This window comes from Streptomyces sp. RKAG337, assembly GCF_023701715.1.
Taxonomy (GTDB): Bacteria; Actinomycetota; Actinomycetes; order Streptomycetales; family Streptomycetaceae; genus Actinacidiphila.
Window position 1 is genome coordinate 7,779,913 of sequence record NZ_JAJOZA010000001.1, and the last position, 15,111, is coordinate 7,795,023.

A 15,111-nucleotide genomic window follows, 5' to 3' on the forward strand; every position below is an offset into this window, starting at 1 on the left:
GGGCCCGGGGCAGCCGCTTCGGTCCGTCCGGCCGGTCACAGGCTGACGCGCACCGCCAGGGGTCCGGCGTCCTCCCGCTGTTCCACAGCGCCGATCCGGCCGGCCGCGCGCACATCGGCGTCGACGAGGGCGTAGCGGTCGAGCACCTTGCGCGGACCGGAGACGACGGCCTGTGTCACCTCGGCGCGCATGGACACCTTCGCCTCCGACTTGGCCTTGCGGACCGCCGCGATGACCTCGGCCGCGGTCGCCAGCAGCTCACCGTCCCCGTCGGCGGCCATGGCGCGGATCTCCGCCGCCGCGGGCCAGTCCGCGCGGTGGACCGAGCCCTCGGCGTGCCAGGACCACACCTCCTCCGTGACGAACGGCAGCACCGGGGCGAAGAGCCGCAGCAGCGTGCCGAGGGCGGTGGCCAGGGCGGCGCGGGCCGAGTGCGTCCCGGCGGTGTCCCATGATCCGTTGGCGCTGCCCTCGGCGCCGTAGGCACGGTCCTTGACCAGTTCGACGTAGTCGTCGCAGAAGCGCCAGAAGAAGTGCTCGGTACGCTCCAGGGCGCGCGCGTAGTTGAAGTCCTCGAACGCGGCGGTGACCTCCTCGACGGCCGCCGCGAGTTCGGCGAGCATCGCGCGGTCCAGGGGTTCGGTGACGGGGGTCCCCTCGGGCACCTCGCCAAAGCCGCGGACGAACTTGCTGGCGTTGAGGATCTTCACCGCGAGCCGGCGGCCGATCTTCATCTGGCCGGTGTCGAAGGCCGTGTCGGTGCCGGGACGGCCGCTGGCCGCCCAGTAGCGGACGGCGTCGGACCCGTGCTGGACGAGGAGGTCGGCGGGGGTGACCACGTTGCCCTTGGACTTCGACATCTTCTTGCGGTCCGGGTCGAGGATCCACCCGGAGATCGTGGCGTGCTTCCACGGCAGTACGCCGTGCTCGGCGTGCGAGCGGACGACCGTGGAGAACAGCCAGGTGCGGATGATCTCGTGGGCCTGCGGTCGGAGGTCCATGGGGAACACCCGGGCGAACAGATCCGGGTCCTTCAGCCACCGGCCGGCGATCTGCGGGGTGAGCGACGAGGTGGCCCAGGTGTCCATGATGTCGGGGTCTCCGGTGAACCCGCCGGGCGTGCCGCGCTGTTGCTCGGTGTATCCGGCGGGCGCCTCGGCGCTGGGGTCGACCGGCAGCGCCGCCGGGTCAGGGGCGATCGGCCGGTCGTAATCCGGGTTGCCCTCCTGGTCCAGCGGATACCAGACCGGGATCGGCACGCCGAAGAACCGCTGGCGGCTGACGAGCCAGTCACCGTTGAGTCCGCTCACCCAGTTCTCGTAGCGCACCCGCATGTGTTCGGGGTGCCAGTGCAGTTCGGCGCCGCGCCGGAGCAGTTCCTCACGCAGCGGGACGTCGCGTCCGCCGTTGCGCAGGTACCACTGGCGGGTGGTGACGATCTCCAGCGGCTTGTCGCCCTTCTCGAAGAACTTCACCGTGTGGGTGACCGGCCGCGGGTCGCCCTCCATCTCGCCGCCGGCCCGCAGCATCTCCACGACGCGCTCGCGGGCGGTGTGCGCGGTGGCTCCGGCCAGCCGGCCGTAGGCGGCGCGCGCCTGTTCGGAGTCGAGGCCCGGGGGCGGATCCGCGGTGAAGCGGCCGTCCCAGCCGATCACCGGGCGGGTGTCGAGCCGCAGTTCGCGCCACCAGGTGACGTCCGTGGTGTCGCCGAAGGTGCACACCATGGCGATGCCCGAGCCCTTCTCCGGGTCGGCCAGCTGGTGCGCCAGCACGGGCACGGCGACATCGAAGAGCGGGGTGCGGACCGTCGTACCGAACAGGTCCTGGTAGCGGGCGTCGTCGGGGTGGGCGACGAGCGCCACACAGGCGGGCAGCAGTTCAGGACGGGTGGTGTCGATCATGACGCGGCGGCCGTCGGCGCCGTGGAACGCCAGCCGGTGGTACGCGGCCGGCCGCTCGCGGTCCTCCAGTTCGGCCTGGGCGACGGCGGTGCGGAAGGTGACGTCCCACAGCGTCGGCGCCTCGGCCATGTACGCCTCGCCGCGGGCGAGGCAGTTGAGGAAGGCGAGCTGCGAGGTGGCTCGGGCCTCGTCGTTGATGGTCTGGTACGTCCGCGTCCAGTCCACCGACAGGCCGAGCCGGCGCCACAGGTCCTCGAACGCCTTCTCGTCCTCGACGGTCAGCCGCTCGCACAGCTCGATGAAGTTGCGCCGGGAGATCGGGAGCTGCTGCTTCCCGGGGTTCTCCGGCGGGGTGGAGTCCGCGTCGTACGGGAGCGCCGGATCGCACCGGACACCGAAGTAGTTCTGCACGCGCCGCTCGGTCGGCAGGCCGTTGTCGTCCCACCCCATCGGGTAGAAGACCTCCTTGCCGCACATGCGCTGGTACCGCGCGATCGCGTCGGTGTGCGTGTACGAGAAGACATGGCCGACGTGCAGCGAACCGCTGACGGTGGGCGGCGGGGTGTCGATGGAGAACACCTGCTCGCGCGTCCTGGAGCGGTCAAATACGTATACGCCTGACGCGTCCCACCGTTGAGACCACTTCTCTTCCAGCCCGTCGAGGACGGGCCTCTCGGGAACGCCGCTCGGGCGGTGGGTGAACGTCATGCTCCGACATGCTAAAGGACGTGCGGTTCGCCGCCCCGGGCCGGGTGCCCCGGCGTGCGCCAGGCCGGAACCCCAGGCCACCGGGGCCGGGCCGTACACGACCACTCGAAGGGAGTGAAATACATATGAGCCATAACCCGAATGCCGCCGGTGCGTTGTGACGGGTGCGGACGTTCGGTCCGCGTGGAATTCCGGAAGGCAGGAAACCTATGAAACAGGTCGCCAGAAAGGGACTGCTCACCGCCATGGTCGCCGGCGGAGCACTGGCCAGTGCCGGATACGCGCACGCCGACGCGGGCGCCGGTGGTGACACGGTGGGATCCCCCGGGGTGCTGTCGGGCAACTCGGTGCAGATCCCGGTGCACGTTCCGGTCAACCTGTGCGGGAACACGGTCAGTGTGGTCGGCCTGCTCAACCCGTCGTCCGGCAACGGCTGCGCCAATGTCTCGCACGGCGGCGGTCCGGCCGCGGGTCCGGCCGCCGGCCAGGGCACCGGAGGCACCCGGTCCACGACCACGGGCGGCTCGGCCGCGCACGGCGCGACGAAGGGCTCGCCGGGGCTCCTGTCGGGCAACGGCCTGCAGCTGCCGATCGATCTGCCGGTGAACATCACGGGGAACTCGGTCAGCGTCGTGGGCATCGGGAACGCGTCGAGCGGAAACGTCTCTTCAAACCGGCCCGACACGCCTCCCGTCCGCACCCTCCCCGCGCCTCCGCGGCTGTCCGTGCCGGTACCGGCGGGCCACCAGGCACCTCTCGTCCAGGCCGAGGCCGGAGAGTCGCTCGCGCACACGGGCACGGACTCCCTGGGCTTCACCGTACCGGCGGGAGCGGCCCTGCTGATCGGCGGCACCGTGCTGTACCGGAGGTCACGTCCGCGGACGTGACGGGTTCACGGGCGCGGCCCGGGGCCGGCGGCCGAACTCCCCCGGCCCCCGGCCGCGCCACATCAGTCGGCCGACGGCCCATCACGTCGGTGAATGACATCATTTGGGTGCATACAAGGCGTTTCCCAGCGTGGGACACCGCGGGAGCGTGCATCCACCACCAGTGTCGTCTCACGGTCTCGCGGGGCCGTGCGGGCCTCGACTCCCGCGGCGGCGGGACCGGGCGCCGCGCACCGATATCTGAGCCACACTGCGAGAGCAAGGTAAGTGAAAGCACCAGAACAACGTGGCGAAGTCCCAGCCCGAACCGGCACCGGCGACTTCGGTGACGGCGCCCCAGGAGTCGCGGCCGGGGCGGTGTGGCCGGTGGCCGGAGCGGCACCGGCCAGAACCCTGCTCGATGTGCTGGAGGCGTCCGCCCTGGCACATCCCGATGCTCCCGCCCTGGACACGAGCACGATCACGGCAGCGGGCTCGGGCTCGGGCGTCACAACCGACGCCGGTCGCGGACTGCTCGACTACCGCGCGCTGACGGCCCGGGTGACGGAACTGGCCGACCGGCTGGCGGCCGCGGGCATCGGCAGGGGCGACCGGGTCGGGGTGCGCGTCCCGTCGGGCACGGCGGAGCTGTATCTGGCGATCCTCGCGGTGCTGCGCACCGGAGCGGCCTACGTACCGGTCGACGCCGACGATCCGGACGAACGCGCCGAGCTGATCTGGTCGGACGCCGCGGTGTGCGCGGTGATCGGCGCCGGCTGCGTGATCGTGCCGCGCCCCGCGCAGCGGCCCGGTGGCCGGCCGGGCCGTCCGGGACCCGACGACGACGCCTGGATCATCTTCACCTCCGGCACCACGGGCCGTCCCAAGGGAGTGGCGGTCACTCACCGTTCGGCCGCCGCGTTCGTCGACGCCGAGGCGCGGATCTTCCTCACGGAAGCGCCGCTGGGCCCGGGTGACCGGGTGCTGGCGGGGCTGTCCGTGGCGTTCGACGCCTCGTGCGAGGAGATGTGGCTGGCCTGGCGGCACGGGGCGTGCCTCGTTCCGGCTCCGCGGTCGCTGGTGCGGGCGGGCGTCGACCTGGGGCCCTGGCTGGTCGAACGGGGCGTCACGGTGGTCTCCACCGTCCCGACGCTGGTGGCGCTGTGGCCCGTGGAGTCGCTGGCCCGGGTGCGGCTGCTGATCCTCGGCGGTGAGGCGTGCCCGGCCGGACTCGTCGACCGGCTGGCCGCGCCGGGCCGCGAGCTGTGGAACACCTACGGGCCGACGGAGACCACCGTGGTGGCCTGCGCCGCGCTGCTGACGCCGGGCCGGCCGGTCAGGATCGGCACCCCGCTGGACGGCTGGGAGATCGCCGTCGTCAACGGCGAGGGCAAGCCCGTCGCCTGGCACGAGACGGGAGAACTGCTGATCGGCGGCGTCGGCGCCGCCCGGTACCTCGACCCCGCCAAGGACGCCGAGAAGTTCCGCCCGCACCCGTGGCTGCGCGGGCCCCGCGTCTACCGCAGCGGCGACCTGGTGGTGGCGGAACCCGAGGGACTGGTCTTCGTCGGGCGCGCCGACGAGCAGGTGAAGCTGGCGGGCCGCCGGGTCGAACTCGGTGAGATCGACGCGGCGTTGCGGGCGCTGCCCGGAGTGCGCTCCGCCGCGGCGGCCGTGCGGAACACGGCGGCGGGCGGCCAGGTGCTGGTCGGCTACCTCGTCCTGGACCCACCGGAGGGGCACAAGGGGCAGGACGCGACCGCCCGGCCGGATCCGCGGTTCGACTCGGGCGCGGCGCGCGCCCTGCTGCTCGAACGGCTTCCGGCGACGCTGGTCCCCGTCCTGGCCGTGGTGGACGAACTGCCGACCCGTACCTCGGGAAAGGTCGACCGTGCCGCCCTGCCCTGGCCGCTGCCGACGACCGCCGGCGCGGACCCGGCGGGCGATGTCGCCGCGCTCGGGGAGACGGCGGCCTGGCTCGCCGGCAAGTGGCGGGAGGCGCTCGGCCTGCCGGTCACCGGTGACAGCGACTTCTTCGCGCTCGGCGGCACCAGCCTGGCCGCCGCCCGGCTCGTCTCGGTCCTGCGGGAGCGGTACCCCGGGGTCTCGGTGGCGGAGGTCTACGGCCGCCCCCGGCTGCTCGACCTCGCCGCCCACCTCGACGAACTCGGCGGCGGCCCGCGCGAGGAACGGCGGGTGCGGCCCACCCCGCGACGCGCCGGAGCCGTCCAACTGCTGGTGCTGTCGGTGCTGTACACGCTCGGCGGACTGCGGTGGATGCTCGGGCTCGCCACGGCCGACAACCTCATCGGGCCGCTGCCCTGGGCGCCGCACACCTCCTGGTGGCTGATCCTGGGCGGCTGGCTGGCGCTGTCGAGCGCCGCAGGGCGGGTGGCCATCGGCTCGGCGGCGGCCCGGCTGCTCACCGCCGGGATGCGTCCGGGTTCCTTTCCGCGCGGCGGCCGGGTCCATCTGCGGCTGTGGGCGGCGGAGCGGACGGTGGCCATGTTCAACATCGCCTCGCTGCTCGGCACTCCCTGGGCCCGGCACTACGCCCGCGCGCTGGGCTGCCGGGTCGGACGGGACGTCGATCTGCACACCGCACCGCCGGTGACGGGCATGGCCCGGTTCGGCGACGGATGCGCCGTCGAGCCGGAGGCCGACGTGGCCGGGTGGTGGCTGGACGGCGATGTCCTGCACCTGGGCGCCGTCGAGATCGGGGCCGGCGCCCGCGTCGGCACCCGGAGCACCCTGATGCCCGGCGCGCGGATCGGCGACGGCGCCGACATCGCGCCCGGCAGCTGCGTACTCGGCGACGTGCCGGACCACCGGCAGTGGCACGGCTCCCCCGCCCGCCCCGTCACCGGCGCACCGCCGGCCGGCGACGGCTGGCCGCTCCCTGACCACCGCCGTGCCCGCCGCTGGGACCTCGCCTACGCGCTCGCCCTGCCGGTCTTCAACCTGCTGCCGCTGATCGCGGCGGCGCCCGCGCTGTGGATGACGTACCGGGCGGTCCGCGGTGAGGGGACGCTCACCGGAGTCCTGGTGCGGCTGCTGGTGCTGACCCCGCTGCTCATGGTGGTGGGTGTCGCGGCGTACGCGGGGCTGATCGTCGTCCTCGTCCGGCTGTTCGGCATCCCGGTGAAGCCCGGCCACCATCGCGCGCACGGCGGTGTCGCCTTCTGCACCTGGATCGTGTCGGGTCTGATGATCACGGCGCGCGGCTCGCTCTTCCCCTTCTACGCCAGCCTGTTCACCCCGGTCTGGCTGCGGCTGCTCGGCGCCCGGGTGGGCCGCCGGGTCGAGGCGTCCACCGTGCTGGCGCTGCCCGGCCTGCTGCGCGCCGACGACGGCGCGTTCCTGGCGGACGACTCGCTCGTCGCCCCGTTCGAGATCCGTGGCGGCTGGTTGCGGCTCGGCGCCGCACGGGTCGGCCGCCGGGCCTTCGTCGGGAACTCCGGCATCGTCGGCCCGGGGCGGGAGCTGCCCGACCACGCCCTCATCGGGGTGCTGTCCGACGCCCCCGAGCACGCCGAGCCCGGCTCGTCCTGGACCGGACGGCCGGGCTTCCCGCTGCCCCGCGTCGCGGACCACGCCGACCCCGGCCGCACCTACGACCCGCCCCGCCGGCTGGTGCTGGCCCGCTCGGCGGTGGAACTGTGCCGGGTCGTCCCGGTGCTGATCTCCGCGCTGCTGGGCGCCGGGTCACTCGCGGCACTGCAGGCCGTCTTCAACGCGTACGGGCTGCTGGCCGGCGCGGCCGTCAGCGGTCTGGTGAGCGTGGGCGCGGGCATCGTCGCGCTGCTCTTCACGACGGCGGCCAAGTGGATTCTGGTGGGCCGGTTCCGCACGGGCGAGCACCCGTTGTGGTCGTCCTTCGTCTGGCGCAACGAGCTGTACGACAACTTCGTGGAAGAGCTGGCCATGCCCTGGCTCGGCACGACCCTGACCGGCACACCGTTCCTGAACGTCTGGCTGCGCAGCCTGGGTGCGCGCATCGGCCGCGGGGTGTGGTGCGAGAGCCACTGGCTGCCCGAGGCGGATCTGGTGCGGCTGGACGACGGTGTCAGCGTCAACCGCGGGTGCGTCCTGCAGACGCATCTCTTCCACGACCGGCTGATGCGTCTCGACGCGGTCCACGTCGGGGCGGGCGCCACGCTCGGCCCGCACTCCATCGTGCTGCCCGGCTCGGTGCTCGGCGCCGGAGCCTGCGTCGGCGCCGCCTCGCTGGTCATGCGCGGCGAGGGTGTGCCGGCGGGGTCCCGGTGGGTCGGCAACCCCGTCGCTCCGTGGCCGCGGCAGGCGCCGGGCACGGCGCCCGTCGTCGGCGCGGACGCGGGGCGCCTCCGGATCCCGGGGCGGCCCCGTGATCCGGAGGACGGAACGTCCGGCTACGAGGCGAGCGTCTCGGTGGACACCCGCCACAACCGCTCGGCCGCCTCGGGGTCGAGGGCGTAGGGGGCGACGCCGCTGCGGCTGCCCGGCTCGTTGGGCGCGGCTTCGTTGCAGTCCTCGAAGTACCGGCCGCCGATGCCGTCGAGCAGCGGTGACGTCGCGACCAGCGCGGAGGTGGCGGCGCCCTGCTCCGGCGTCTTCCACCGCATGGCGCCACCACCGCTCTGGGCACGGAGCCGTTCGAGCTCCTCGTCGGTGATGTGCCGCTGCAGGTTGGTGCGGATCGCGCCGGGCATCAGGGCGTTGACGGTGATGCCGTCGTCCGCCCAGCGCTTCGTGGCCTCGACGGCGAACAGCACGTTGGCGGTCTTGGACTGCCCGTACGCGGCCCACGGCTCGTAGGCGCGCTCACGGAAGTGGATGTCCTCGAAGACGACAGGTGAGCGCAGGTGGGCACTGGAACTGACGGACACGACGCGGGCGCCGCCGGCCGCCGCGAGCGCGCCGTGCAGCCCGGTGGCGAGCGCGAAGTGGCCGAGGTGGTTGGTGGCGAACTGCATCTCCCACCCCTGCGGCGTGCGCATTTCGGGGGAGGCCATCATGCCGGCGTTGTTGACGAGGATGTGCAGCGGGCCGTCCCACGCGGCGTTGAAGGCCGCGACGGACGCCTGGTCGGCGAGGTCGAGCGGCGCGACGGAGAGCTGCTTGTTGCCGGTGGTCGCGATGACGTCCTGGACGGTGCGGTCGCCCGCCGCCAGGTCCCGGACGGCCAGCGTCACCTCGGCGCCGGCGCCGGCGAGCGCCCGGACGGTCTCGATGCCGATGCCGGATGCCCCGCCGGTCACGATGACCCGGCGGCCGGTGAGATCGACACCGGCCACGACCTCGGCGGCGGTGGACTCGAAACGGAACGGCGTGCTGAGGGGGGTGGCGGAAGTCATGATCATTCCCGTTCGCTCGGGGGTGCGGAGCGGGAGGCCCAGCCAGTAGGATTGGAAACGGAGGAGCCTCCACTAAGCACCACTGTAAGCGGAGGATCCTCCGCTTCGCAAGTCGACCCACCGAGGAGGAACCGTGCCGGCCACCGGACCCCGCCCCCTGCGCGCCGACGCGCAGCGCAACCGCGACCGGGTGCTCGCCGCCGCCGTGCGGGCGTTCTCCCAGGACGGGCCGGAGGTGACGCTCGACGCCATCGCGAAGGACGCGGGCGTGGGCATCGGCACGCTCTACCGGCACTTCCCCACCCGCGAGGCGCTCGTCGACGCGGCCTATCACAACGAGCTCACCAAGCTGTGCGACGCCGCCGAGCGGCTCCTCGCGACGATGGCGCCGGACGAGGCGACGCGGACCTGGATGGATCACTTCGTCGACTACATGACGACCAAGCGCGGCATGGCCGACGCCCTGCGGGCGCTCATCGCCTCCGGCGGCAACCCGTTCGCCCACAGCCGTGACCAGCTGGTCGCCGCCCTCACCACCCTGCTGACGGCGGGCGCCGCCGCCGGGACCGTCCGCTCGGACGTCGACCCCGGCGATGTCCTCGTCAGCCTGAGCGGGGTCTCCCTCGCAGCCGGCGAACCCGCCCAGCGCGAACTGGCCCGCCGGCTGCTCGATCTGCTGATGGACGGCCTGCGCTATCGCTCCGGCCCCTCCGCCTGACCGACTGATCGCCTGCCGCCCGTCGCCCGTCGCCCGTCGGAACTCGTCCGCGGATTTCTGTTATCGGCCTCCGCCCGCCGGATCTCCTGTGTGTGCACCCGCACCCAGCAGACCCCGCACCGGAAAGTGAAGCCGCGTGAACCGTGAGACCCAGCCCCCGACGTCCACCCCGGAACCGGGCGCGAGCAGCGCCCCGTACCAGCAGCTCCCGGACGGCCGGGGCACGCACTCCGCCGCCGGCCGGGGCCGCAGCGCCGGGCGGCACAGCGGGCGGAGCGGTCAGCACCGGGGGCGCCGCTCGCGGTGGGCGGCGACCGTCGGCGGCGCCGCCGCGCTGATAGCCGTCGCGGGCGGCGGGTACACCGTGGTCCAGTCGACGACGGACCGGACCGACGAGACACGGTCGGCCGCGGGCCCCGCGCCGGTCACGGACGCCCCCGATCCGGCGGGAACCCCGGGCGGCGCCTCGGCGGCCACGGGGTCGGCGGCCCCCGCCGCTCCTACCCGGAGCGCCTCCGCCACGGCGGCCCCCTCCGCGCAGCGGCCGGGCACCCACCCGGCCACCACCGCGCCGCACACCACCGGAGCGGGCACCACCGGAACGGGCACCGGTACCGGGGGACCGGCACGGGCGCGGGCTCCCGTAAGGCACCGTCCTCGAGCACCCTGTCCGGCGGCGGGACCACCGCCCAGTACGCGCGGCAGGTCGTGGAGATGGTCAACACCGAACGCGCCCGGCAGGGCTGCAAGCCCGTCACCGTCAACGCGAAACTCCAGGCCGCGGCCCAGGCGCACTCCGACGACATGGCCGCCCGCAACTACTACGAGCACGACACCCCCGAGGGCGTCGGGCCGGGCGCGCGGATGACGTCCGCCGGCTACCACTGGAGCACATGGGGCGAAAACATCTACAAGAGCCCCAAGGACGCCCAAACCGCGATGGACGGCTGGATGAAGAGCCCCGGACACCGTGACAACATCCTCAACTGCGCCTTCAAAGAGATCGGCGTCGGCATCAACATGAGTTCGAACGGTCCGTGGTGGACCCAGGACTTCGCCGCGGCCTCCTGAGGTCACGGACGGTGCGAGGCAACACGGCACGAGACGGTGGACGGGAGCGGTCGGACGTGGAGCGGGACAGCGGGGCCGCGCTGGTGACGGCCGCCAGGGCCGGGGACGAAACGGCCCGCGAGGAGCTGGTCGCGGCGTATCTGCCGCTGGTCTACAACATCGTGGGCCGGGCGCTGGACGGGCATGCCGACGTCGACGACGTCGTGCAGGAGACGATGCTGCGGGTCCTGAGCGCCCTGCCCGATCTCCGCGATCCGGCGTCCTTCCGCTCCTGGCTCGTCGCCATCGCCATGAACCAGGTCCGCCGGCTGCGGTCGGCGAGCGGCACGGCCCGGGCCGACGGGCTCGACCAGGCGCGGGAGATCGCCGACCCGACCGCCGACTTCACCGACCTGACGATCTGGCGGCTCGGCCTGTCCGGGCAGCGCCGGGAGGTGGCCGAGGCCACCCGCTGGCTCGACGCCGACGACCGGGAGCTGCTGTCGCTGTGGTGGCTCGAGGCGGCCGACGTCATCACCCGCGAGGAGCTGGCCGCCGGGCTCGGGGTCCCGGCACGGCACGCGGCGGTTCGCGTCCAGCGGATGAAGGAGCAGCTGGAGACCGGCCGGCTGGTGGTGCGGGCGCTGGCCGCCGTGCCTCGCTGTGCCGAGCTGGCGGCTCTCGTCGCACCGTGGGACCAGGTGCCGTCCGCACTGTGGCGCAAGCGCATCGCCCGGCACGCCCGCGACTGCCCGGACTGCTCCGGGCGCGCCGCCGACCTGGTGCCGGCCGAGGGGCTCCTCGCCCGGCTCAGCCTGGTGCCCGTCCTCCACTCCCCCGGCCTCGGCTCCCCGTCCGGCTCACCGACCACAGCGCATGGCTCGGGTGGTTCCGGCAGTTCCGGCAGTTCCGGCAGTCCCGGCAGTCCCGGCAGTCCCGGCAGTTCCCATGGTCCCGCCAGTTCCCATGGCCCCGCCAGTGCGCACGGCTCCGGCGGATCGCACCGCTCCGGTGGCGGCTCGGGAGGCTCGCGCGGCTCGGGCTCGCGCGGAAAGCCGCCGCGGTCCCGGCTGCCCCGTACGCCGGTCGTCGTCGCCGGCGTGCTGCTGGTGACAGGCATAGCGGTGGTGGCCGTGCTGCGGCTGGGGCCCGGCCAGGCACCCGCGGCGCCGGCCGCCGCACCGTCCCGGCCGGCCACCGCACCCGCGACCACCGCGCCCGCCCCCACGTCCCCGGCGCCGACCGCGACGGCCGCTCCGACGACGAGGCCCGCGGTGCCGCCGCCCGCCCGTCCCCGGCCCACCCTCGAGCAGCAGGTCACCGAGCTGGTCAACGCGCAGCGGGTGCTGCACGGCTGCCGCCCGGTGCGCGCGGACACGAAGCTGCACGCCGCGGCGCAGGGCCACGCCGACGACATGGCCGCCCGTGGCTACTACGAGCACGACACCCCGGAGGGGTGGGGCCGGACGGGCGGATCACCGCGGCCGGATACAGCTGGAGCAGGTGGGGCGAGAACATCGACCGCGGGCCGTCGAGCGCCTCCCGGGCGGTCGCCGACTGGATGAGCGATGCCGCGCACCGGGACAACATCCTGAACTGCGGGTTCACGCACATCGGGGTGGGCGTCAACCTCGGCTCCGGCGGCCCCTGGTGGACCCAGGACTTCGCCGCCCACTGACTCCGGCGTGCGCTGGACACCGGGTCGTACGCTGGGCGGATGGAACTGACGGTGGCGGAAGAGCTGTTGTTGCTGGGCCGCGGCCCTGACGGCAGGAGCACCATGTCAGGGCTGGTGGCCACCCGCGGCGTCGCGGGCGCCCTGCTCATCGAACTGGCGCTGCGCGAGCGCGTCATCGTGCGGGACGGCAAGCTCGTCGCCGCCAAGGGCGACACCGGCGGCCCGGCCGACCCGGAACTCGACGCCCTGTACGAGCAGATCCGCGACGAGCGGCCGCGCAGCCCCAAGAGGTGGGTGCAGAAGGCGGAGTCCCGCCGGGTGAACGCACGGGTGCTGGCGGGGCTCGCCGCCAAGGGCGTGCTGCGCGAGGAGCCGCACCGGGTGCTCGGCCTGTTCCCGTCCACACGGTGGACCGGTCAGGATCCGGCGCTGGCGGACGGTATGCGGGGGCATCTCACCGCGATCGTGCAAGGCGAGTCGCCGAACGCCCGGGACGCCGCGCTCATCGCCCTGGTGGATGCCTGCGGGCTCGCCAAGAAGCTCTTCCCGACCGTGGACGCCCACACCCGCAAGGCCCGCATCAAGGAACTGTCCCAGGCCCAGTGGGCCGCGGCGGCCGTCCGGGACGCCGTCGTCGCCGTACGGGCCGGTGTGGCGGCGGCCATCGCGTCCGCCAGCTCGGCGAGCTCGGGCGGCTGAGAATCCCGCCCGGGCGGTCCGCCGACTCTTCTGACGAACCGTCAATCACCTCTTGACAGAGGTGATCCCGTACGTTGCACTGGCCTGGCTGGATCACCCGTACGGCCTTCCGGCCGTACGCAGCGACGCCGGCGCGCACCGCCCGGTGGCGGACCACCCCGGGCTGGAGTTGGCGATGCGCGTCCGATCACTTCTTGTCGCGGTGCTGTGCGTACTGGGTGGTGCGGGGCTGACGGCCGCCCCTGCCGAAGCCACCCCGGCCACCGCAACCGGCACCGCGTACTACGTGAACTGCGCGGGTGGCAACGACACCGCCGCCGGCACCTCGCCCGCCGCCGCATGGCGGTCGCTGGCCAAGGTCGGCGCGACCGTGTTCGCGCCCGGCGACCAGATCCTGTTCCAGCGCGGGACGGCCTGCGCCGGGACGCTGGCACCACAGGGCTCCGGGTCCGCGGGCAGCCCGATCACCGTGGACGCGTACGGCACGGGTGCCAGTCCGCTGATCGCCGGAGGCGGCGCGGCGCGGGCGGTGCTGCTGCGCAATCAGCAGTGGTGGGAGATCCGCAATCTGGAGATCACCAACAAGGGACCGGCGGCGGGCAACCGCCGCGGTGTCTCGGTGGAGCTGACCGACTTCGGCACCGCCCGGCACTTCGTGCTGGAGAACCTCGACATCCACGACGTCAACGGCGACGACACCAAGGACCTCGGCGGCAGCGGCGGCATCTACTTCGCCGTCAGCGGTGTGACCACGCAGACCGCGTTCGACTCCGTCACGATCAGGAACAACACGGTGCGCGCGGTGGACCGCGAGGGCCTCTTCTTCGTCTCCACCTGGAACCGGTCCGGCTTCGAGGCGCACAGCGCCGGTGTCTTCGTCCCCTGGACCGGCGTCGTGATCAGCGGCAACCGGCTGGCGGACCTCGGCGGCGACGGGATCGTCCCCGGCAACACCACGGGCGCGCTGATCGACGGGAACACCGTGGCCGGCTTCCAGCGGCGGTCCGCCGGCTACAACGCGGGCATCTGGGCGTACGACACCGACGACGCGGTGTTCCAGCACAACGAGGTCAGCGGCGGCACCACCACCCGCGACGGCATGGCCTACGACGTGGACCAGGGCTCCGTCGGCACGGTCTTCCAGTACAACTACAGCCACGACAACGCGGGCGGATTCTTCCTGCTGTGCAACGCCACCGGCATCCTGCGCACCGCCGTCATCCGCTACAACATCAGTCAGAACGACTCCTACCGCGGCTTCGAGAACTGCTCGGGCGGCATCGAGTCCGCCGACGTGTACAACAACACCGTCTCCATCGGTCCTGGGATCAGCCAGTCGGTGATCCAGGAGAACAACACCACCCGGCGCAACGTCAGATTCCGCGACAACACGGTGGTCAAAACCGGTTCCGGCACCGCGTCCATGACGCTGCGCGGCGGAGGCTACGTCCTGGACCACAACGACCTCGTCAACGTCTCCGGTGCGCCGGCCGGCGCGGGTCTGTCCGCCGATCCGCGGCTGCGGGCGGCGGGCACCGCCACGGACCGGTCCCACGCGGACGGCTACCAGCTGTGCGCCGGCTCACCCGCGCTGAACGCCGGTACGGCGATCACCGGGAACGGCGGCCTCGACTACTTCGGCGGCCCGGTCGCGGCAGGCGCCCCGAACATCGGCGCCTACGCCGGTGCCGGGGTGAACTGCGACGGGCCCATCGTCTCCGGCGCCGCCTACGAGATCGGCCGCACCGGCGGCGCGCAGGCCGTGGACGTGCCCGGATCGTCCACGACGCCCGGCACCCAGCTGATCCAGTGGACCTGGCACGGCGGACCCAACCAGCGCTGGACCCTCACCGCGAACGCGGACGGCAGCTACACCGCCAGGAACGCCGGCTCCGGCCAGTGCATGGACGTCAACGGCGGATCGACGGGCGCCGGGGCCGCCGTCATCCAGTGGACCTGCACCGGCAACGACAACCAGCACTGGCGCATCGCCGCGGCCCCGGGCGGCGGCTTCACCCTCGCCTCGCAGCACAGCGGGCTGCTGCTCACCGCCGCCGGAACCGCCGACGGCGACGCCCTCACGCAGCAGCCGGCCACCGGCGGGGCCGCCCAGCGCTGGAGCCTCACCCCGGCCGCGGCCTGACCGGATCCGCCG

General features: G+C 73.5%; 9 protein-coding genes and 1 pseudogene. 7 read left to right on the top strand and 3 right to left on the bottom strand.

What is annotated here, in order from left to right:
- Positions 1 to 35: 35 nt before the first annotated feature.
- The gene (valS, locus tag LNW73_RS34435) at positions 36 to 2,609 is read right to left on the bottom strand and encodes a valine--tRNA ligase (RefSeq protein WP_250992735.1); all 2,574 of its coding nucleotides are present in this window, start codon (positions 2,607 to 2,609) and stop codon (positions 36 to 38) included.
- A 209-nt stretch (positions 2,610 to 2,818) separates the two neighbouring features.
- Between valS and LNW73_RS34440 the strand changes: the two genes are divergently transcribed.
- Positions 2,819 to 3,496: a chaplin gene (locus LNW73_RS34440; protein ID WP_250992736.1), complete on the top strand. Its 678-nt coding sequence runs from the start codon at positions 2,819 to 2,821 to the stop codon at positions 3,494 to 3,496.
- A gap of 357 nt (positions 3,497 to 3,853) precedes the next feature.
- Positions 3,854 to 7,933 carry a Pls/PosA family non-ribosomal peptide synthetase gene (locus tag LNW73_RS34445; RefSeq protein WP_441349491.1) on the top strand — a complete coding sequence of 1,360 codons (4,080 nt, stop codon included), beginning with the start codon at positions 3,854 to 3,856 and terminating at the stop codon, positions 7,931 to 7,933.
- On the opposite strand, the gene LNW73_RS34450 is transcribed toward LNW73_RS34445, so the two are convergent.
- On the bottom strand, positions 7,867 to 8,811 hold the full coding sequence (locus LNW73_RS34450) for an SDR family NAD(P)-dependent oxidoreductase (protein ID WP_250992738.1): 945 nt from the start codon (positions 8,809 to 8,811) through the stop codon (positions 7,867 to 7,869). The genes LNW73_RS34445 and LNW73_RS34450 overlap by 67 nt on opposite strands.
- Positions 8,812 to 8,944: 133 nt before the next feature.
- Here LNW73_RS34450 and LNW73_RS34455 point away from each other — a divergent pair, with 133 nt between their 5' ends.
- Positions 8,945 to 9,529 (top strand): TetR/AcrR family transcriptional regulator, encoded by a 585-nt coding sequence (locus LNW73_RS34455; RefSeq protein WP_250992739.1) that lies wholly within the window; start codon positions 8,945 to 8,947, stop codon positions 9,527 to 9,529.
- Between the two features lie 279 nt (positions 9,530 to 9,808).
- Here the strand turns inward: LNW73_RS34455 and LNW73_RS34460 are convergent, their stop codons facing one another.
- The gene (locus tag LNW73_RS34460; RefSeq protein WP_250992740.1) at positions 9,809 to 10,138 is read right to left on the bottom strand and encodes a hypothetical protein; all 330 of its coding nucleotides are present in this window, start codon (positions 10,136 to 10,138) and stop codon (positions 9,809 to 9,811) included.
- Between the two features lie 105 nt (positions 10,139 to 10,243).
- Here LNW73_RS34460 and LNW73_RS34465 point away from each other — a divergent pair, with 105 nt between their 5' ends.
- From LNW73_RS34465 to LNW73_RS34480, 4 genes and pseudogenes are all read left to right on the top strand, one after another.
- Positions 10,244 to 10,600 carry a CAP domain-containing protein gene (locus LNW73_RS34465; RefSeq protein ID WP_250992741.1) on the top strand — a complete coding sequence of 119 codons (357 nt, stop codon included), beginning with the start codon at positions 10,244 to 10,246 and terminating at the stop codon, positions 10,598 to 10,600.
- A gap of 161 nt (positions 10,601 to 10,761) precedes the next feature.
- Positions 10,762 to 12,257 (top strand): annotated as a pseudogene (locus LNW73_RS34470) (sigma-70 family RNA polymerase sigma factor).
- A gap of 39 nt (positions 12,258 to 12,296) precedes the next feature.
- Positions 12,297 to 12,956, top strand: a complete 660-nt coding sequence (locus LNW73_RS34475) for a GOLPH3/VPS74 family protein (protein ID WP_250992742.1) — start codon at positions 12,297 to 12,299, stop codon at positions 12,954 to 12,956.
- A gap of 61 nt (positions 12,957 to 13,017) precedes the next feature.
- On the top strand, positions 13,018 to 15,099 hold the full coding sequence (locus tag LNW73_RS34480; protein WP_250993129.1) for an RICIN domain-containing protein: 2,082 nt from the start codon (positions 13,018 to 13,020) through the stop codon (positions 15,097 to 15,099).
- Positions 15,100 to 15,111: the final 12 nt, after the last annotated feature.